The following is an 18,099-nucleotide window of genomic DNA, read 5'->3' as shown; positions in this document are numbered from 1 at the left end:
CATGTTCATGCAAGTGGGTTTCGGCGCGGTGCTGATCGTGCTGACGATGCTGTTGCTATCGGCGTTTCGCATCCTGCGCGAATACGAGCGCGGCGTGGTGTTCCAGCTGGGCCGCTTCTGGCAGGTCAAGGGGCCGGGGCTGATCCTGTTGATCCCGGTGATCCAGCAAATGGTGCGGGTCGACCTGCGTACCGTGGTGCTGGATGTACCGCCACAGGATGTGATCACCCGCGACAACGTCTCGGTCAAGGTCAATGCGGTGCTCTACTTCCGTGTACTCGACCCGCAGAAAGCAATCATCCAGGTCGAGGATTTTCTGGTGGCGACCAGCCAGCTGGCCCAGACAACCCTGCGTGCGGTGCTGGGCAAGCACGAACTGGACGAACTGCTGGCAGAACGCGAGCAGCTGAACCTGGACATCCGCCAGGTGCTGGACGCGCAGACCGATGCCTGGGGCATCAAGGTGGCCAACGTCGAGATCAAGCATGTGGACCTCAACGAATCGATGGTGCGTGCCATCGCCCGGCAGGCTGAGGCTGAACGGGAACGACGGGCCAAGGTGATTCATGCCGAAGGCGAGTTACAAGCCTCGGAGAAGCTGATGCAGGCGGCGCAGATGTTGAGCAAGGAACCGGGGGCGATGCAGTTACGCTACATGCAGACGCTGGGGATGATTGCCGGGGACAAGAGCTCGACCATTGTCTTCCCGTTGCCGGTGGACCTGCTCAAGGGGTTGGTGGACAGGCAGAAATAGCTGGGGCCGCTACAAGGCCCCAGTCATCTATCAGAGAGGTGCGCGACGCAGGGTAGCCAGGAACGTGGCCGCGCCGATGAACAACCCGGCAAAGGTCCGGTTCAGGCGCTTCTGCTGCTTGGGCGTACGCAGCAAGCGCAACACCCGCGAAGCCAACCCGGTGTATCCGGCCATCACCAGCATGTCCACGCTGATCATGGTCACGGTGATCGCCACATATTGCGGCAGCAACGGCGCATGTGGATTAAGGAACTGCGGCAGCACCGCCAGCATGAACACCAGTGCCTTGGGGTTGCTGACGTTGACCAGGAAACCGCGGAACATCAGGCTCAGCGGTTTGCCGATCGGGCGCACGCCGGACTCATCGGCCATGTCCATCGGCAAGGCACGCCATTGCTTGTAGGCCAGATAGACGAGGTAGGCGACGCCAAACCATTTGATGATCTGGAAGGCCGTGGCCGAGGCGGCAAGGATGGCACCGACGCCGGCAGCGATGATGGCGATTTGTACGATCAGGCCTAGTTGCAGGCCCAGGGCATTCCAGTAACCACGCCAGAAGCCGTATTGCAGGCCGCTGGACATCGAGGCAATCGCCCCGGCACCGGGTGAAAGGCTGATCACCCAACAGGCGGCAAAGAAGCCCAGCCATACTTCCATCGACATCACACACCTCGCTCGAACATATGTTGCAAAACGTTAAGCTAAGGTGTTGGTGAAAAAATAACCAGCAAATTTTGAGGATTGTTACTGCCTTTACCGGCCTCTTCGCGGGTTTACCCGCGAAGAGGCCGGTAAAGGTTTAATCAGCTTCGGCAACTGACTCTTTGTGCATCGCCTGCACTTCAGCCCCACGCCAGCGCCGCACCGACTTCTGGAAGAACTGGCTATTAGGCACCTGCACCAGCGCCCCACCCACCTCGGGCAGCTCCATCAGCGTGGTGAACAGCAGGTTGATAGCGATCACCCTGCCTTTTACGCCCGGCTTGTCCAGGGTGTCGACCAGCTCGACCACATCGCCAATGCGAAACGGCCCCACCGTGAAAATCAGCACCGCGCACAACAGGTTCGACAGCACGCTCCACATGGCGAAGAAGGCCACTGCCGCCACCGCGACGAAGCCGGACAGTGCAGTCCACAGCACCGTCGCGGAAACGCCCAGCCGCTCCAGCACGAACAACAGCGCGCTGCCCATGATCAGCCAGCGCAAACCGCCACGCACCGGCACCAGCAGCTCAGGTGGCAGCGGGTAGCGCTGACCCAGGCGGCTCAACCCGCGGGCAACGATGCGCTGCAGGACGAAGGCTGCCACCAGGATCAACAGAATCTGCAAGCCCAGCCAGAAGGTGTCCATCCATTGCCCTGGCAGCAGCGAACGCAATTCCTCCATCAGGACAGCGCCTCGAGCTCGGCCTGCATGCCCTCGAGCGTTTCCAGCGCTTCCATCCAGGCTTCTTCCAGCTCACCTTCGCGTTGTTTGAGCTTGGTCTGGCGCGCCAGAAGGTCACGCAGCTCATCCTTGCGCGCGGCCTCGTAGAGCCCACCGTCGCCTAGTGCGGTCTCGATCTCGGCCAGTTGCGCATGCACCTGGTTCAGCTCGGTTTCCAGCTTGTCGGCGGCCTTCTTGTGCGGGGCAAGCTGCTGACGCAAAGCGGCGGCAGCCTGGCGTTGGGCTTTTTTGTCGGTCTTGTCCGGGTTGACCGGGGCGCTACTGGCCGGCGCACTGCGCTGGCGGTACTCGACCAGCCAGCGGCTGTAGTCGTCCAGGTCACCGTCGAAGGCGTCCACCTTGCCATCGGCCACCAGCAGGAAGTCGTCGGTGGTGCTCTTGAGCAAATGTCGATCGTGGGATACCACCACCACGGCACCGGCAAACTCCTGCAAGGCCATGGTCAGCGCCAGGCGCATTTCCAGGTCGAGGTGGTTGGTCGGTTCGTCGAGCAGCAGCAGGTTCGGCCGTTCCCAGGCGATCAGCGCCAGCGCCAGGCGGGCCTTTTCGCCACCGGAGAAGTTCACGACCGGCTCGTCGCAACGAGCGCCATGGAAGTCGAAACCACCGAGGAAGTCGCGCAGGGTCTGCTCACGTTCGGTGGGCGCGATGCGCTGCAGGTGCAGCAGCGGGCTGGCCTTGTCGTCCAGCGAGTCGAGCTGGTGCTGGGCGAAGTAGCCAACGGCCAGGTTTTCGCCCCGCACCAGGCGGCCAGACAATGGCTCCAGTTCACCTGCAAGGTTTTTGATCAGCGTCGACTTGCCCGCGCCGTTAGGCCCAAGCAAACCGATACGCGCGCCTGGGGTGAGCTGCAACTTGACCTTGTCGAGGATGGCCTTGTCGCCATACCCCAGCCGGCCTTCGGACAGGCTCAGCAACGGGCTGGAGATTTTCTGCGATTCGCGGAAAACGAAGTCGAACGGCGAATCCACATGCGCCGCCGACAGCTCTTCCATGCGCTCCAGGGCCTTGATCCGGCTTTGCGCCTGGCGAGCCTTGGTGGCCTGGGCCTTGAAGCGGGCGATGTATTTTTCCATGTGCGCGCGCTGCGCCTGCTGCTTCTCGTAGGCTTGCTGCTGCTGCGCCAGGCGCTCGGCACGGGTGCGCTCGAAGGCGGTGTAGCCACCTTTGTACAGGTTCAGCTTGCGCTGCTCGACGTGCAGCACATGGTCGACCACAGCGTCGAGGAAGTCGCGGTCGTGGGAGATCAGTAACAGCGTGCCGGGGTAGCCCTTGAGCCAGTCTTCCAGCCACAGGATGGCGTCCAGGTCGAGGTGGTTGGTGGGCTCGTCGAGCAGCAGCAGGTCGGACGGGCACATCAACGCCTGAGCCAGGTTCAGGCGCATCCGCCAGCCACCCGAGAAGTCACCGACGCGGCGATCCATCTGCTCGTTGGTGAAGCCCAGGCCGGCCAGCAGCTTGCGCGCGCGGGCATCGGCGGTATAGCCGTCGGCGCTTTCCAGCTCACTGTGCAGGCGCGCCAGGGCAGTACCGTCGTGGGCCTGCTCGGCGGCGGCCAGTTCGGCCTGGACCTTGCGCAGGCGCACGTCGCCGTCGAGCACATAGTCCACGGCCAGGCGATCGAGGGTATCGACCTCCTGGCGCATGTGGGCGATGCGCCAGTCACCGGGCAGTTGGCAGTCACCGGCATCGGGTGACAGCTCACCGCGCAGCAAGGCGAACAGGCTGGATTTTCCGGCACCGTTGGCGCCGATCAGGCCGGCCTTGTGACCGGCGTGCAGGGTCATCTCGGCGCCTTCTAGCAAGCGCTGCGGACCACGCTGTAAAGTGAGGTTGGATAGTCTGATCATGATGGTCGCGGAGTCTACCAGCTTCCTCGGCCCATAGCGCGAGTGGAACCATGCACACCGACCTGTGGAATCACGCCCTGGCCCTGTATGCCAGGCCCGGCGCGGAAGCGGCCTGCCTTGAGCTACAGGCACTGGGCGGCGATGTCTGCCTGCTGTTGTGCGCAACCTGGCTGCAGGCGCGAGGCGTGGCGGTGCTGGATGAGCGCGTGCAGGCGTTAACCGAAATCGCCGGGGCCTGGCAGCGTGACGTGGTCGCCCCGTTACGCTGCCTTCGCCAACAATGGCGAGCAGCGGCATCGGGTGATGCGCAACTGGCGGCGTTGCGTGAACAGGTGAAGGTGCTGGAGTTGCAGGCCGAAAAGACCTTGCTTGAGCGTTTGCAGGAGCGCTCGCGACAGTGGCCCACGGACTCGCATGGGCTCACGGACGACTGGCTGGCCCGGCTGGCGCCGGAGCCTGCCTGCCGCCACGACGCGCTGGATCAGTTGCGCGCCGCAGCGGCTACGCTTCAGGACGCCGAAGACGGCGCCTGAGCCGGGGTGCTGGCGGGTGTCGACGATGCTACCGAAGCAGCCGGGGTGGCCGAGTTGGTTGCAGCAGCCGGGGTGGTGGCGGCAGGCGTAGCCGGTTTGGCTTCGGCTGGTTTGCTGGCAACAGGTTTGGCGGCAGCTGGCTTGGCAGCCCTGCGTGCCGGGGCTTTGGCGGCAGCTGGTTTCGCGGCTGGCTTGGCTGCGGGTTTGGCACCAGCAGTCGCTTTGGCAGCTGGCTTCGCCGCAGGCTTGGCAGCAGCGGTCGCTTTGGCGGCTGGCTTCGCCGCAGGTTTGGCTGCAGCGGTCGCTTTGGTAGCTGGCTTCGCCGCAGGCTTGGCAGCAGCAGTCGCTTTGGCAGCTGGCTTCGCCGCAGGTTTGGCTGCAGCAGTCGCTTTGGCGGCTGGCTTCGCCGCAGGTTTGGCTGCAGCAGTCGCTTTGGCAGCTGGCTTCGCCGCAACTTTGGCTGCAGCGCTCGCTTTGGCAACTGGCTTCGCCGCAGGTTTGGCTGCAGCAGTCGCTTTGGCGGCTGGCTTCGCCGCAGGCTTGGCTGCAGCGGTCGCTTTGGTAGCTGGCTTCGCCGCAGGCTTGGCTGCAGGCTTGGCTGCAGCCGGCTTGCTGGTTTTGGCAGCACGCGAATCCAGCGCCTTGGCTGCCGCTTCGCGAACCTTGCCTACACCCTGGGCCAGCTTGAGGCTGTCTTGAGCGTCACGCTTGAGTTGCTGAATATAAGAGCGGGTCTGGGTTTGGCGTTCCTTGAGGGAATCGAGCAGTTCTTCAAGTTCGCCGATGGCTTTTTGCGCTTTGGTCTGCGCCTTGGCTTTACCTGCCTTCGCGGCATCCTGCAATTTCAGGCGGCCGTTGTGCAGTTTTTCCTGCGCTTTGCCACGCTGCTTTTCCAACTTGGCCAGCAATTTTTCCGCATCAGCCAGCGCTTGCGAGCAGGCCTCTTCCAAGTGTTCGAGCAGGCTGCCCGAAAGTTGCTGGAGCAGGTGTAACGGCGTACTTACTGGCTTCTTTTTGGCCGACATGGTTTACCTCCTGGCTGACGAGATTGCGGCTCATACTATGCTTCTGCTGCTACCGCCGCTAGGGCATGTTGACCGTAATATTTACACCGCGTTGCATGCCTGGGCAAAGTTGTTATCTTGCAGCTGCGTGAAAGTGTAGTTGCTGAATTAATCATTGCTGATATTTGGGAGTCCGGGCATTGCCTCGATATCTTGTTTTAGGTTTATGCCTGCTGGCACCCATCGCCCTTGCCGACAGCGACGATCACGATCTGGCCTACAGCCTGGGTGCCAGCCTGGGTGAGCGCCTGCGCCAGGAGATGCCAGGCTTGCAACTGGAAGCACTGGTCGAAGGCCTCAAGCAGTCCTATCAGGGGCAACCGCTAAAGCTCGACAAGGCACGCATGCAGGCAGTGCTTCAGCAGCATGAAGCGCAGGAAAGTGATGCCGCAACACAAAAATTGCAGGCAGCCGAAACACGCTTCATGGCCAATGAGCGCGGACGTTATGGGGTACACGAACTGCCGGAAGGCGTGCTCTACAGCGAACTGCAGGCAGGCATGGGCGCGCAACCCAAAGCAGGTGGCAAAGTACAAGTGCGCTATGTGGGAAAGTTGCCGGATGGCTCGGTGTTCGACCAGAACCAGACGCCCCAATGGTTCAGCCTGGATTCTGTAATCGAAGGCTGGCAGGTGGCCCTGCCAAAGATGCACGCGGGCGCCAAATGGCGCCTGGTGATTCCTTCAGCGCAAGCCTATGGCGCCGAAGGAGCGGGTGACCTGATCGCACCCTATACACCTTTGGTATTCGAGATAGAGCTGCTGGCGGTTGGCGACTGACGCCAACCTTCAGGCCTCGACAGCGCCCTCTTCCTTGTGCGCAGTGTGCAGCACTTCGATCAGGCAGTCTTCGAGTTCAAAGCGCTCGTGCAGCAGGCCGCCCAGCTTGGCCAGCTTCTCGGCGAAGCGCTCGGTGTCCTTGCACTCGCCCTTGCTGCAATGATCATTGAAAGCCAGTGCAATCTGGGTGATGTCATTGATCCGCGGGTTGATCTCTTCAGCCAGCTTCAACGCTTTCTCGTCATCGAACGCCTTGGCCTCACTGACCAGTTGTTCGCAGACTTCGAAATGCCACGCCGAAACGTAGTCGACAAGGAGTGCGCAGAAGTCCCCGTGCGTATCCTTGTCGGCGAAGGCCGGCTTCACATCGCGCAGGGCGCGGAAAGCCTGCACCAGTTCCTGGCGCTCTTTCAGCCACCGGTCGATCAGGTCGTGAACCCCACCCCAGCGTTCCTGAGCATTCTGACAACTATCGAGCATGGCGATCTCTTCCCTTCTGGGTAGATGCCGCTGCACCTCGCACCACGACCGCGCAGCACAAAGGTGACATCAGCAGGACGGCATCGAGCAGTTGTGTTTTCGGTATACGTGCTGCGAGATTATTCCCGCGCGTGCTGCCCATCAAGGTACGCAGCACACAAAGTTCATACAAGTGTTTAATACCCCGTTACAGCGCCATTGGTCGCACTCATGACGCAACCTTGCGCCAGGTCAGTTTATTGCCAGGGTGCGGAAACGATACGCCAGCAGGCAACTCAAGGGCAGCGCCGCCAGCAGCAGGAAGGCCAGCAGGCTCCACTCGGGCAGTGTCAGGTCGAGAAAGCTCCAGGTCAGCGAGTTGCAATCCGGGCCACCCAACAACAGTTGCCGCGCCGCCTCGCTCCAGGATTGCTCGAACACCCGCCCAATCGGCACCGGGCATACATGCATGACCGTACCAGCGCCCTGCAACCAGACATGCCGCGCCGCCAGCAACGCACCGGCCAGCGAGCAGCCCAGCGTCGCCCGCGCGTACTGGCGGATGCCCTGCAAGCCTGGCGCCTGCAGCAAAGCCCCCAGGCACAACAACGCGTACGCCGCGAGCAGCAAACGCTGGCTGAAGCACAAGGGGCACGGCACCAGCCCTGGCATGTTTTCCAGTTGGAAAGACGCAGCCAGCACCGCCAGTGCGGCCAGGCAGGCAGGAAGGAAAAAGGAGCGCAAACGGGCCGGCAGCATGGGCGGTGAAGGTCCCGGGGAAGATGTAGTGGCTTGAAACGGTAGAGGAAAGACGCGCTTTGTTTCAAGGCGCGACAGCAACGACAAGTCGCTGAATCGTGTAGGAAATTTCCAGAGTGGCGGTAGGAGCTGACTGAAGAAATGGATTGCAGCGCCAACGTGCGGGCGTAGATAAATTACCAACCCCCAAAGCCCGCACCTTGGCGCGGGCCTTGGGGTGGGTCAGGCGCGTACGCCTTCTGGCAACGGCAGGGCCAGCAGGCGCTCGTCCAGCAGGCCGAGGCCCTCCTGGAACAGCTGGTTGCTGCGTTCGGTCTCGCCCAGGCCAGCAAGCAGGCGGGCCAGTTCGGCACAAGCCTCGGGGTTGCGCTCCATGCGCAGGCTGCTTTCCAGATAGTCACGAGCCTTGCCCCACAGGCGGTTCTGCAGGCTCAGGCGGCCCAGGGTCAGCAGCAGGCTGGCGTCTTGCGGATGAGCCTTGAGCCAGCCTTCGGCGGTTTGCAGCTGGCGCGCCGGGTCATCACCGCGCACCAACCCGTACAAGCGGGCCAGGTGGCTTTCGTAGTCACGCTTGAGCGCAGTGCGCAGCACCTGTTCGGCCTCGCTCTGCGCGCCCACCTGGCGCAATTGCTCGGCGTATGCCAGCACCAGCTGTGGCTCCTGGCGCTGGGCTGCTGTCAATTGCTGCCAGGCTCGCTCCAGGGCCTGACGCGCACTTTGTGCGTCTTCGCCACGGGTAGTGGCCAGGCTCAGGTTCTGGCCCCAGGCGCGTTGCTCAAGGGCAGCCAGCTCGGCGGGCGGCAGTACCTTGCCCTTGCGTAGGTCGGGCAAAAGGCGGATGAGGGCCGACCAGTCACCACGTTCCAGGTGCAGGCGTTGCAGCAGGCGCAGCACCTGAGTGTTGTGCGGGTGACGCTCCTGCATGGCCAGCAGGGTTTCCAGGGCCCCGTCACTTTCGCCACGGTCCATCTGCAACTGGGCATGCGTCAGGGCAATGGCCAGTTCCGCTTGTGGCTGGCGCTCCAGCGCCCGCTCCAGCAGGTTGTCACTGTCTTCGGTGCGGCCTTGCTCGTTGGCGGCACGCGCGGCACCAAGGTAATACAGCAGCGGTTGGCGCTCGGCCTCGGCGGCACGGTGCAAGTGGCGCTGGGCGCTGGCCCAGCGGCCTTCGGCGAGGTCCAGCTGGCCCTGTTCGATGGCCACGCGAATGCGCCGGCTACGGTTGCGCCGCGACCACGGGTTGACCACGCCGCTGGAGGTCAGCACCAGGCCAACCAGGTAACGCAACAGCCACAGCAGTGCGACCACGGCCAGCAGGCCGGCCAAGGCCGCCCAAAGCCCCGACTGATAGCGGAAGCCACCATAGGAAATCAGCACGTAGCCGCTGTGCTTGGCGACTGCGATCCCCAACGCCGCAGCGACCACAATCGCCAGCACAGCCAGCAGGTAGACACGCTTCATGGCTTGCCCCCTTCAGCCTCGGCCGGCAGGTGGCGGCGCTGAATGTAGGCCTGCACGGCCGCCAGGCTCTCGCTGAGGTCGGGGGTAACCACCGACACCGGCTGATCGGCCAGGGCATTCAGGCTGTCGAGCATGGCCTTGCTTTGTGGGTTGTCGGCGTTGAAGTTGGCCAACAGTACGCTACGGGCGTCGTCCAGCGCCTGGGTGTAAACCTTGGCATCACCATTGAGTGCGGCCCACTGGGCCTGCTCGATGGTCAGGCTGAGGGCCAGGCGCAGCTGGTTCAGTTGCTGCCCGGCCAGCAACGGCCGCACGTTGTCATCGGCATTGAAGTCGATCTGGAAGTACTTGGATATTTCTGCCCACCACTGCGACAGGCGACTGGCACCATCACCTTCGGCAGTCAGGGCGCCGAGTGCATCGGCGTTGCTGGCAAACTCGGGGGACTGGGCACTGAGCTGCTGCACCAGCTCGCGCTGAGCGGCCAGCTTCAGGAACAGACCGGTACGGTCTGGCTGCTGGGTGCTGTTGAGCGTGGCCAGGCTGCGTGCCAGTTGTTCGCGAGCGGCGAAGGCACCTGGGTCGCTCTGTTCGCGCAGAATTTCGTCAGCGCCCTCGACCAGGGCCTTGGCGCTGGTGATGTCCTGTAGTGCCGACAAGCGCAGGGTGGCCAGGCGCAGCAAGTGCTCGGCCTCGGCCAGGCGCCATTCCTTGCGGCTCTCGCCAAGTACGGTTTCCAGGCGCTGGCTGAGGCGTTGCTGGTCACCTTGCAATTGCGCCACCAGGCGGCGGCGGTCTTCCAGCTCGCTGGCAGCCGGCAGGCTGGCCAGTTGCGCGCTGATTTGCTGTTCGCGTTGTTGCAAGGCTTCGGCGCGCTGGTTCAGCGCTTCGATGTGCTGGCCCTGGTTGAACTCACTGCCTTGCAGTTGGCGTACCTGCCAGACACTCCAGCCACCTACCGCCACCCCGGCTGCACCCAGCAGCAAGGCCAGCGCTGCCAGGCCACTGCCGGAGCGCTTGGCGGGTGGGGCGGTGACGGGTTCCACCGGCGCTTGTGCCGACGGCTGATCGTTTTTGGACAAGACAGTCTCGCTCACGTATCCATCCTTTGCATGGGGGCGCATCGCGTTCAGCTTAGCGCCTTAAGAGGCAGGTGCAGCGCTGCGCTGCACGGCTGCCAGCAAGGCCGTGGCACTGGCGCCACGGCAATCCACAACCTGTTGGGCCCCGGCGGCCCTGGCCTGCTCGGCGACCCGCGGGCTGGGCACGAACAGCGGCAACTGTGCCAACTGCGGCCAATCGGCGCCGGCCAGCTGCTGCAAATGTTCAAAACCCTGCCCACTGCTGACCACCAGGCCATTGAGGCGTTCCGCTTCGATGCGACGCTTCAGGGTGCCCGCCGGGTAAGCCGGCAGGCAGCGACGATACAGTTCCAGATATTCGACACTAGCACCTTGCTCTGCAAGACGCTCTGCCAGCAGTTCGCGACCTCCGACGCCGCGAACGATCAACACACGCGGCGCAGGCACGGCAACGGCCTGGCGCAGGGCCGGGAGCGCCAGCAAGGCTTCGCTGTCATCGCCACGCGGCGGGCAGCTCGCCCCCAGACCTTTCTCCTGCAACACTGCGGCAGTGGCCTCGCCCACGGTGAACCAGCCTTGCCCTGGCGGCTGCAAACCGGCCTCGGCCAGTTGCTCAAGCAACAGCCGGGCGGCAGGTTTGCTGACCACGATGATCGCCTGGAAGCCATGCAGGCCTTCCAGCAACAGGCGTTGCCGGGCCTCCACGGTGACGGGCTCTATCTCCAGCAGCGGCATGCAGCTGCTGCCTACCCCCGCTGCCGCCAAGCTTTGCGCCAGTGCTGCGCAGTCCTCGGCAGGGCGGGTCAGCAACAGGCGCCATTGGCTCACGGGTGACCGGCCTCGCCGTAGACTTCCTTGAGGATGGCTTCGGCGCCCTGGCCCAGCAGGTCTTCGGCCACTTGTACGCCAAGCGTTTCAGCAGCAGAGCGGGGGGCGCGGGCATCGGCCACCAACAAAGTACCGCCGCTAGGCTGACCGACCAGGCCACGCAGCCACAGCTGGTCGCCTTCGAGTACCGCGTAGCAGGCGATCGGCACTTGGCAGCCGCCGTTCAGGCGTTTGTTCAGAGCACGTTCGGCCACTACCCGGTCGGCAGTGTCGGCATGGTGCAGTGGCGCCAGCAGCGCGTGGATCTCGACGTCGGCGCTGCGGCATTCGATACCCACCGCACCCTGCCCGCCAGCCGGCAGACTGTCATCGACGCTGATGGTGGAAGTGATGCGGTCTTCGAAACCCAGGCGGATCAGGCCGGCGGCGGCGAGGATGATGGCGTCGTACTCGCCAGCATCCAGCTTGGCCAGGCGGGTGTTGACGTTGCCTCGCAGGAAGCGGATTTGCAGGTCTGGGCGGCGCGCCAGCAACTGGGCCTGGCGGCGCAGGCTGGAGGTGCCGACGATGCTGCCGGCAGGCAGCGCTTCAAGGCTGTCGAAGGTATTGGAAACGAAGGCATCGCGCGGGTCTTCGCGCTCGCAGATGCAGTACAGGCCCAGGCCTTCGGGGAAGTCCATAGGCACGTCCTTCATCGAATGCACGGCGATGTCGGCTTCGTTGTCCAGCAGGGCGGTTTCCAGTTCCTTGACGAACAGGCCCTTGCCGCCGATTTTGGCCAGCGGCGCATCGAGCAGCTTGTCACCACGGCTGACCATGGGCACCAGGGTCACCAGCAGACCGGGATGAGCCTGCTCGAGGCGGGCTTTGACGTATTCGGCCTGCCACAGGGCCAAGGCACTTTTACGGGTGGCAATGCGGATTTCGCGAGTGGACATGAAACGCCCCGATCCAGAGAAATACCGTCGATGATAACAGCATCGCCGGTATCGCTTGCAGATGTGGATCAGTTGAGGGCCCCTTCGCAGGTAAACCCGCTCCCACAGGCTAATCACCGCCTTCGGAGCGGTACCGTACCTGTAGGAGCGGCTTTAGCCGCGAACAAGGGCGCAGCCCTTGCCATGCGGGCGCCGAATCAGAGGGTTTGCATCATCTTGCGCACGCCCGCCACATGCCGCCGGCTGACGGTCAGGGCATCACCGTCCAGGCCTTTCAGGTACAACTGAAAATGCCCCAGCGGGGTGCGTTGCAGGCGCTCGATGCGCTCGCGCGCCACCAGCGCATTGCGGTGGATACGCACGAAGCGTTCGCCAAACTCGTCTTCCAGGGCCTTGAGCGGCTCGTCGAGCAGCACCTCCCCTGCCTCGTGGCGCAAGGTCACGTATTTGTGATCAGCAATGAAATAGATCACCTGAGGCAAAGGAATCAGCTCGATACCTTTGCGCGTGCGGGCACTGATATGGCTGCGCGGGCCACCACCTTCATTGGCCGGCCGGGTAAGCGCCGCCAGCTGGGCGCGGTTGGGTTTTTCGGCCTTGCGCAAGGCATCGCGCAGCGCCTGGGCCTGGAATGGCTTGGTCACATGGCTGAGGGTACTGTCCTTGAATGCCTCGGCACCGTATTCATCATCCCCGGTGCAAAACACCACCGCCGGCGGCGCCTCGCGTTCGCACAAGCGTGCGGCAACCTGCAGGCCATCCAGGCCTGGCATGCCGATGTCCAGCAGGACCACATCGGGCTTGAGGCTTTCGATCAGCGCCAAGGCCTCCTCGCCGTTGGTGGCGCTAGGCTCCAGCACGGTGTAACCCTCCAGTTCGCCGAGCAGCCGGCTGAGGCGTTCACGGCCTTGGGGTTCGTCATCAACGATCAGGACATTCATAATTGCGCTGGATTCCTGAATGAGTCTCGCACAGGTATAGCGTAGACAGGTGTGGTTCGAGCGACACTGCGGTCACGCTCTAGACCGGTGCGATGGCCAAAGATTCACTCGGACGGCAGATTCACTGCCTGTCCTCTGTCCAACTGTAGACGGTCCGTGGAACACTGCCGTTCATTCCTTAAAATCGTTCTCTGCCGTTATCCGGGCATTTCTCTCGACCAGCGCCCTGCGGCGGCCAGCCCAACCCTGCTATCATCGGCGCCACTTTTTCGTTCACGCCTGCAATGAGTGAATCCATGAGCACCGACAAGACCAATCAGTCCTGGGGCGGCCGCTTCAGTGAGCCCGTCGACGCCTTCGTCGCCCGTTTCACCGCCTCGGTCGATTTCGACAAGCGCCTTTACCGCCACGACATCATGGGTTCGATCGCCCATGCCACCATGCTGGCGCAGGTCGGCGTGCTCAGCGATGCCGAGCGCGACACCATCATCGATGGCCTGAAAACCATCCAGGGCGAGATCGAGGCTGGCAACTTCGACTGGCGCGTCGACCTCGAAGACGTGCACATGAACATCGAAGCACGCCTGACAGACCGTATCGGCATCACCGGCAAGAAGCTGCACACCGGCCGTAGCCGCAACGACCAGGTGGCCACCGATATCCGCCTGTGGCTGCGCGATGAAATCGACCTGATCCTGGCCGAAATCACCCGCCTGCAGCAGGGCCTGCTGGAGCAGGCCGAGCGTGAAGCCGAAACCATCATGCCTGGCTTCACCCACCTGCAGACGGCCCAGCCGGTCACCTTCGGTCACCACCTGCTGGCCTGGTTCGAAATGCTCAGCCGCGACTACGAGCGCCTGGTCGACTGCCGCAAGCGCACCAACCGCATGCCACTGGGCAGCGCCGCGCTGGCGGGCACCACCTACCCGATCGACCGCGAACTCACCTGCAAGCTGCTGGGCTTCGAAGCCGTGGCCGGCAACTCGCTGGACGGCGTGTCGGACCGCGACTTCGCCATCGAATTCTGCGCCGCTGCCAGCGTGGCGATGATGCACCTGTCGCGCTTCTCCGAAGAGCTGGTGCTGTGGACCAGCGCGCAGTTCCAGTTCATCGACCTGCCGGACCGCTTCTGCACCGGCAGCTCGATCATGCCGCAGAAAAAGAATCCGGACGTGCCAGAACTGGTACGTGGCAAGAGCGGCCGCGTGTTCGGCGCCCTGACCGGCCTGCTGACCCTGATGAAAGGCCAGCCGCTGGCCTACAACAAGGACAACCAGGAAGACAAGGAGCCGCTGTTCGACGCTGCCGATACCCTGCGCGACTCGCTGCGTGCCTTTGCCGACATGATCCCGGCGATCAAGCCCAAGCACGCCATCATGCGTGAAGCGGCCCTGCGCGGCTTCTCCACCGCCACGGACCTCGCCGACTATCTGGTACGCCGTGGCCTGCCGTTCCGTGACTGCCACGAAATCGTTGGCCACGCGGTGAAGTATGGCGTGGACACTGGCAAAGACTTGGCCGAAATGAGCCTGGACGAACTGCGCCAGTTCAGCGACCAGATCGAGCAGGACGTGTTTGCCGTGCTGACCCTGGAAGGGTCGGTGAATGCCCGTGACCACATTGGTGGTACGGCGCCGGCGCAGGTGCGCGCGGCGGTTATTCGCGGCAAGGCATTGCTGGCCTCGCGTTGATCAGGAACCGGGGCCGCCTCGCGGCCCCGGACCCTTAGCGTTTACCGCTTCGAATCATCTCCATGAAGGCTGGCATCGCCGCCTCCTTGTCTGCCACGATCCGCGCCATGTGCGGGTTCTCGCCCATCAGCTGCAACAACGCCTTGGCCTGCGGGAAGTCCGCCAGTAAGTCGATGTTCAGCACCTTCTTGCCCACGGCATAAGCCAGGTCGACCGAGAAGCAGAACATCAGGTCTGCCAGCGTCAGTTGCTCACCTGCCACAAACGGCGCAAAGCGACCGTTACGCTTGAGGGTGGAAAACCCGGCCAGCAGATCGGCCCGGGCTTTCTCTTTGACCAGCGGCTCAACCGACATGCCAAAGAACGACTCGGCATAGCAGGTACGCGCCGGCAGCTCGATGTACAGCTCGATTTCCTTGAGCAGCTCACGCACCTTGGCCTGCCCGAACGGGTCGGCCGGCAGCAGTGCCTTGCCGCCCTGGGTCTGTTCGATATAGTCGAGGATCACACTGGTTTCACTCAGGAAGCCGTGTTCGGTTTCAAGCACTGGCACCTTGCCCCGAGGGCTCACTGCCAAGGCCTGTGGCGCCTGGCCGCCATAGAAAGCGACTTCCTCGAAGGGCAGGCCTTTTTCCAGCAGGGCCAGCTTGACCATGTTGTAGTAGTTGCTGACCGAGAATCCGTAAAGCTTGAGCATGAGGTAACAGCCTCCAGGCCGTAAGGGGTTGGCCCGGCTTTTATAGACCGTACGCCCGCCCCTGACCAGCGTCATGCACCCCGTCAATGCCCGGGCATTGCCGCTGCAGGCATGGCACACTGTGTGCCCCACAACAGGAGTAACGCCATGAGCGAGCCCACCGACATCGACAATGACGACGACGAAGCCTTCGCCGAGGCGACGCTGACCCAAGCTATCGAGAACCAGATTGAGAGCGGCGAACCGGCTGCGGCCAAGGCCACCTTCAACAAGCTGACCCTGGTCGGCTACGAGCGTGAGGACATCCTCAACCTGATGGCTCATGTATTGGCCTTCGAGATCGACAACATGCTGACGGAAGACCGCGAGTTCAACGGCGAGTGGTACGAGAACGCCCTGCGGGCGCTGCCGGAGCTACCGCCTGAGATGGATCAAAGCGAGGACGAATAATCCGACTACACTCCAAGGTCAGGCACCGCTGACGGTGCCGCCATCCTTGTCTGGAAGTCAGGAGCCGCCATGCCTTTTACCCCCGATCTGATCGACGAACTGGAAGTACTCGCACTGTTCAAACACGACAGTAGCCAGGAAGGCATCAAGATAACCAGCACCGCCGCACCTGCCCTGATCGCGGCTGCGCAACGTCTGCATGAAAAAGGGCTGACCGATCAACCTGATGGCGGCTACCTGACCAGCCTGGGTCATGACGCCGTCGAAAGTGTCCAGCTGCTGCAGAACATTCTCAAGGCGCCACAACCTGCCTGATCAAATAGGTTTTTCAGGATGGCGGCCTCAGCTGGCCGCCGCCCTGCGCTTTTCCGCCAACCGCGAGCGCCCATACAGGAACATGATGGCCAGCAAGGCCACCGCCTGCGCTGACAGCGAGTAGGCATCGGCATGAATCCCCAGCCAGTCGAACTCGAAGAACGCCACCGGTCGCGTACCCAGTACACCGGCCTCTTGCAGCGCTTTCACGCCATGCCCGGCGAACACCACCGACAGCGCGCACAGCAACGCGGCGTTGATGCTGAAGAACAGTGAAAGCGGCAGCTTCGCAGAGCCACGCAGGATCACCCACGCCAACCCCACCAACAGCACCAGCGCGGTTGCGCCACCTGCCAGCACCGCCTGATGCCCGGCAGGGCCTGCCTGCAGCCACAGGGTTTCGTAGAACAGAATCACTTCAAACAGTTCGCGGTACACCGAGAAGAACGCCAGCAAGGCGAAGCCGAAACGCCCTCCGCCACTGACCAGGCTGCTCTTGATGTAGTTCTGCCAGGCTGCGGCGTGGCGTCGGTCATGCATCCACACGCCGAGCCACAGCACCATCACTGCAGCGAACAGCGCCGTGCAACCTTCCAGCAGCTCGCGCTGGGCCCCACCCACATCGATCACGTAAGCCGCCAGCGCCCAGGTGGCAAAGCCTGCAACCAGCGCCAGGCCCCAGCCGATGTTGACGCTGCGCACCGCCGACTGCTGGCCGGTGTTGCGCAGGAAGGCCAGGATCGCCGCAAGAACCAGAATGGCTTCAAGGCCTTCGCGCAGCAGGATCAGCAAGCCGGAGATAAAGCTCAGTGACCAGCTCAGGCCATCGCTACCCAACAGTTTCGCGGCCTGGTCGAGCCTGGTCTTGGCTTCGGCCAGCCGTTGCTCGGCCTGGCCCACGGGCAGCCCATCCTGCAACGATTGGCGGTAGGCCATCAGGGATTTTTCGGTGTCCTTGCGCACTTGGGTGTCAATGTTGTCCAGTGAGCTTTCCACCAGTTCGAAGCCTTCCAGGTAGGCCGCCACTGACAGATCATAGGCCTGGTCGTGATCGCCTGCACGGTAGGCGGCGAGGCTTTTGTCCAGGGTACTGGCGGTGTATTCCAGCAATTGCGCCGGGCCCCGCTTGACCTGAGGCGGCTGGGCACGCTGGGCGCGAAATGCCTCCACGACCGCATTGCCTTCGTTGGCGGCGACTTCGGCTGGAGTCTGGCGTGCCAGGTCGGCGATGTTCCAGGTCTTGTCGCCTTTGGCGGCCTGTGGGTTGGCTGAGAAACTGGCGATGTAAGCGGCCACATCCCAGCGCTGACGGTCGTCCAGCTGATCGGCGAAGGACGGCATTTCGGTGCCGTCGATGCCAAGGGCCAAGGTGTTGTAGAGGTCGAACAGGCTCAACTGGTCGAGGCGCGCAGCGTCACGCAGGTTAGCGGGCGCCGGCTCCAACCCGACACCCGCAGGACCATCGCCTGCGCCTGTGTCGCCGTGGCAGATCGAGCAGTTCTGCGCATACAACGCAGCGCCACGGGCAGGGTCCGGGGTAATCACCGGGGCCTGACTGACTTCATAAGCCACCGCCAGACGTGCGCCCAGTTGCCTGGCTTGCCTGGCTACAGCCGCGCCATCCTGGCGTTCATCAATGGCTTGGCGCAGCGCCTGTACACCCTGCTCAAGCCCAGTTTGCTCAGCGTGTGCCGGCAAGGCTTTTACCAGGTCGGCCAATACCGTGCTGAACTCCTGTTGTTCACGGTATTCGCCATCGTCGATCACCTTGCCATCGCGCACAGTCGGCGGGTAGTCGGCGCCAATGTAATCAAGCAGGTGCAAGGCCTTGGTGGCCTCGGCGGGGGCTTCGGCCATCGCCATGGTGCTGCACAGCGCCAGCACCGGCCACAGAAGCCAGGCAAGCAGACGGGAACGGGTTTTCATGGCCAGTCTCGGAGGGAATGCGAAAGAGAACATTGTTCACTCCGACTTGGTTTCCCTCAAGGGTGCTTGGCGGAATTCATGAAAAATCTTGCTACAAATCTGATGGGGCGGAGATTCGCGGAACT

19 protein-coding genes are annotated in these 18,099 nt (G+C 63.1%); 6 read left to right on the top strand and 13 right to left on the bottom strand.

Annotation, left to right across the window (positions count from 1 at the left end; all coding sequences use genetic code 11):
- Position 1 precedes the first annotated feature (1 nt).
- The gene (locus tag PM2_RS19795; RefSeq protein ID WP_016714417.1) at positions 2-754 is read left to right on the top strand and encodes a slipin family protein; all 753 of its coding nucleotides are present in this window, start codon (positions 2-4) and stop codon (positions 752-754) included.
- A 30-nt stretch (positions 755-784) separates the two neighbouring features.
- Here PM2_RS19795 and PM2_RS19790 read toward each other — a convergent pair whose 3' ends face one another.
- The 3 genes from PM2_RS19790 to PM2_RS19780 form a co-directional block, all read right to left on the bottom strand.
- Complete coding sequence (locus tag PM2_RS19790) at positions 785-1,417, bottom strand: LysE family transporter (RefSeq protein ID WP_016714416.1); 633 nt, start codon at positions 1,415-1,417, stop codon at positions 785-787.
- Positions 1,418-1,553: 136 nt separating this feature from the next.
- Positions 1,554-2,141, bottom strand: coding sequence for a mechanosensitive ion channel family protein (locus PM2_RS19785; protein ID WP_016714415.1), 588 nt, complete (start codon positions 2,139-2,141; stop codon positions 1,554-1,556).
- A complete protein-coding gene (locus PM2_RS19780; protein ID WP_028699562.1) occupies positions 2,141-4,051 on the bottom strand; it encodes an ATP-binding cassette domain-containing protein in 1,911 nt (636 codons plus the stop codon). Before PM2_RS19780 ends, PM2_RS19785 begins: the two co-directional genes overlap by 1 nt.
- Before the next feature lie 50 nt (positions 4,052-4,101).
- On the opposite strand from PM2_RS19780, the gene PM2_RS19775 reads away from it, so the two are divergent.
- Positions 4,102-4,584: a TIGR02444 family protein gene (locus tag PM2_RS19775; RefSeq protein WP_028699563.1), complete on the top strand. Its 483-nt coding sequence runs from the start codon at positions 4,102-4,104 to the stop codon at positions 4,582-4,584.
- Here the strand turns inward: PM2_RS19775 and PM2_RS19770 are convergent.
- Positions 4,560-5,609: an AlgP family protein gene (locus PM2_RS19770; RefSeq protein ID WP_042132315.1), complete on the bottom strand. Its 1,050-nt coding sequence runs from the start codon at positions 5,607-5,609 to the stop codon at positions 4,560-4,562. The two genes, PM2_RS19775 and PM2_RS19770, sit on opposite strands and share 25 nt — an antisense overlap.
- Before the next feature lie 179 nt (positions 5,610-5,788).
- On the opposite strand from PM2_RS19770, the gene PM2_RS19765 reads away from it, so the two are divergent.
- On the top strand, positions 5,789-6,427 hold the full coding sequence (locus tag PM2_RS19765) for an FKBP-type peptidyl-prolyl cis-trans isomerase (protein WP_028699565.1): 639 nt from the start codon (positions 5,789-5,791) through the stop codon (positions 6,425-6,427).
- A gap of 9 nt (positions 6,428-6,436) precedes the next feature.
- Here PM2_RS19765 and PM2_RS19760 read toward each other — a convergent pair whose 3' ends face one another.
- The 7 genes from PM2_RS19760 to PM2_RS19730 all read right to left on the bottom strand — a co-directional run bounded on the left by PM2_RS19760 (position 6,437) and on the right by PM2_RS19730 (position 12,895).
- A complete protein-coding gene (locus tag PM2_RS19760; RefSeq protein WP_016714410.1) occupies positions 6,437-6,907 on the bottom strand; it encodes an Rsd/AlgQ family anti-sigma factor in 471 nt (156 codons plus the stop codon).
- A 231-nt stretch (positions 6,908-7,138) separates the two neighbouring features.
- On the bottom strand, positions 7,139-7,645 hold the full coding sequence (locus PM2_RS19755) for a disulfide bond formation protein B (protein WP_016714409.1): 507 nt from the start codon (positions 7,643-7,645) through the stop codon (positions 7,139-7,141).
- A 222-nt stretch (positions 7,646-7,867) separates the two neighbouring features.
- Positions 7,868-9,106, bottom strand: coding sequence for a heme biosynthesis protein HemY (locus PM2_RS19750; protein WP_016714408.1), 1,239 nt, complete (start codon positions 9,104-9,106; stop codon positions 7,868-7,870).
- Positions 9,103-10,203, bottom strand: coding sequence for a uroporphyrinogen-III C-methyltransferase (locus PM2_RS19745; protein WP_016714407.1), 1,101 nt, complete (start codon positions 10,201-10,203; stop codon positions 9,103-9,105). Before PM2_RS19745 ends, PM2_RS19750 begins: the two co-directional genes overlap by 4 nt.
- Positions 10,204-10,248: 45 nt before the next feature.
- On the bottom strand, positions 10,249-11,016 hold the full coding sequence (locus tag PM2_RS19740; protein ID WP_028699566.1) for a uroporphyrinogen-III synthase: 768 nt from the start codon (positions 11,014-11,016) through the stop codon (positions 10,249-10,251).
- Positions 11,013-11,954 carry a hydroxymethylbilane synthase gene (gene hemC, locus PM2_RS19735; RefSeq protein WP_016714405.1) on the bottom strand — a complete coding sequence of 314 codons (942 nt, stop codon included), beginning with the start codon at positions 11,952-11,954 and terminating at the stop codon, positions 11,013-11,015. The genes PM2_RS19740 and hemC overlap by 4 nt, the downstream gene beginning before the upstream one ends.
- A gap of 197 nt (positions 11,955-12,151) precedes the next feature.
- Positions 12,152-12,895, bottom strand: a complete 744-nt coding sequence (locus PM2_RS19730) for a LytR/AlgR family response regulator transcription factor (RefSeq protein WP_015268539.1) — start codon at positions 12,893-12,895, stop codon at positions 12,152-12,154.
- 296 nt (positions 12,896-13,191) lie between these two features.
- On the opposite strand from PM2_RS19730, the gene argH reads away from it, so the two are divergent.
- On the top strand, positions 13,192-14,586 hold the full coding sequence (argH, locus tag PM2_RS19725; protein WP_016714404.1) for an argininosuccinate lyase: 1,395 nt from the start codon (positions 13,192-13,194) through the stop codon (positions 14,584-14,586).
- Between the two features lie 34 nt (positions 14,587-14,620).
- On the opposite strand, the gene PM2_RS19720 is transcribed toward argH, so the two are convergent.
- Entirely contained in the window at positions 14,621-15,283 is a 663-nt protein-coding gene (locus PM2_RS19720; RefSeq protein WP_028699567.1) for a glutathione S-transferase, read from the bottom strand.
- Between the two features lie 147 nt (positions 15,284-15,430).
- Here PM2_RS19720 and PM2_RS19715 point away from each other — a divergent pair, with 147 nt between their 5' ends.
- Complete coding sequence (locus PM2_RS19715) at positions 15,431-15,733, top strand: hypothetical protein (RefSeq protein ID WP_016714402.1); 303 nt, start codon at positions 15,431-15,433, stop codon at positions 15,731-15,733.
- Positions 15,734-15,802: 69 nt separating this feature from the next.
- Positions 15,803-16,048: a TIGR02647 family protein gene (locus PM2_RS19710; protein ID WP_016714401.1), complete on the top strand. Its 246-nt coding sequence runs from the start codon at positions 15,803-15,805 to the stop codon at positions 16,046-16,048.
- A gap of 27 nt (positions 16,049-16,075) precedes the next feature.
- Here the strand turns inward: PM2_RS19710 and PM2_RS19705 are convergent, their stop codons facing one another.
- Positions 16,076-18,007 (bottom strand): cytochrome c/FTR1 family iron permease, encoded by a 1,932-nt coding sequence (locus PM2_RS19705; protein WP_028699568.1) that lies wholly within the window; start codon positions 18,005-18,007, stop codon positions 16,076-16,078.
- Positions 18,008-18,099 lie beyond the last annotated feature (92 nt).

Origin of the sequence: Pseudomonas monteilii NBRC 103158 = DSM 14164 (assembly GCF_000730605.1) — a bacterium.
GTDB lineage: Bacteria > Pseudomonadota > Gammaproteobacteria > Pseudomonadales > Pseudomonadaceae > Aquipseudomonas > Aquipseudomonas monteilii.
The sequence above is the reverse complement of the archived record's forward strand: the minus strand, read 5'-3'. Positions and strand labels throughout refer to the sequence as shown.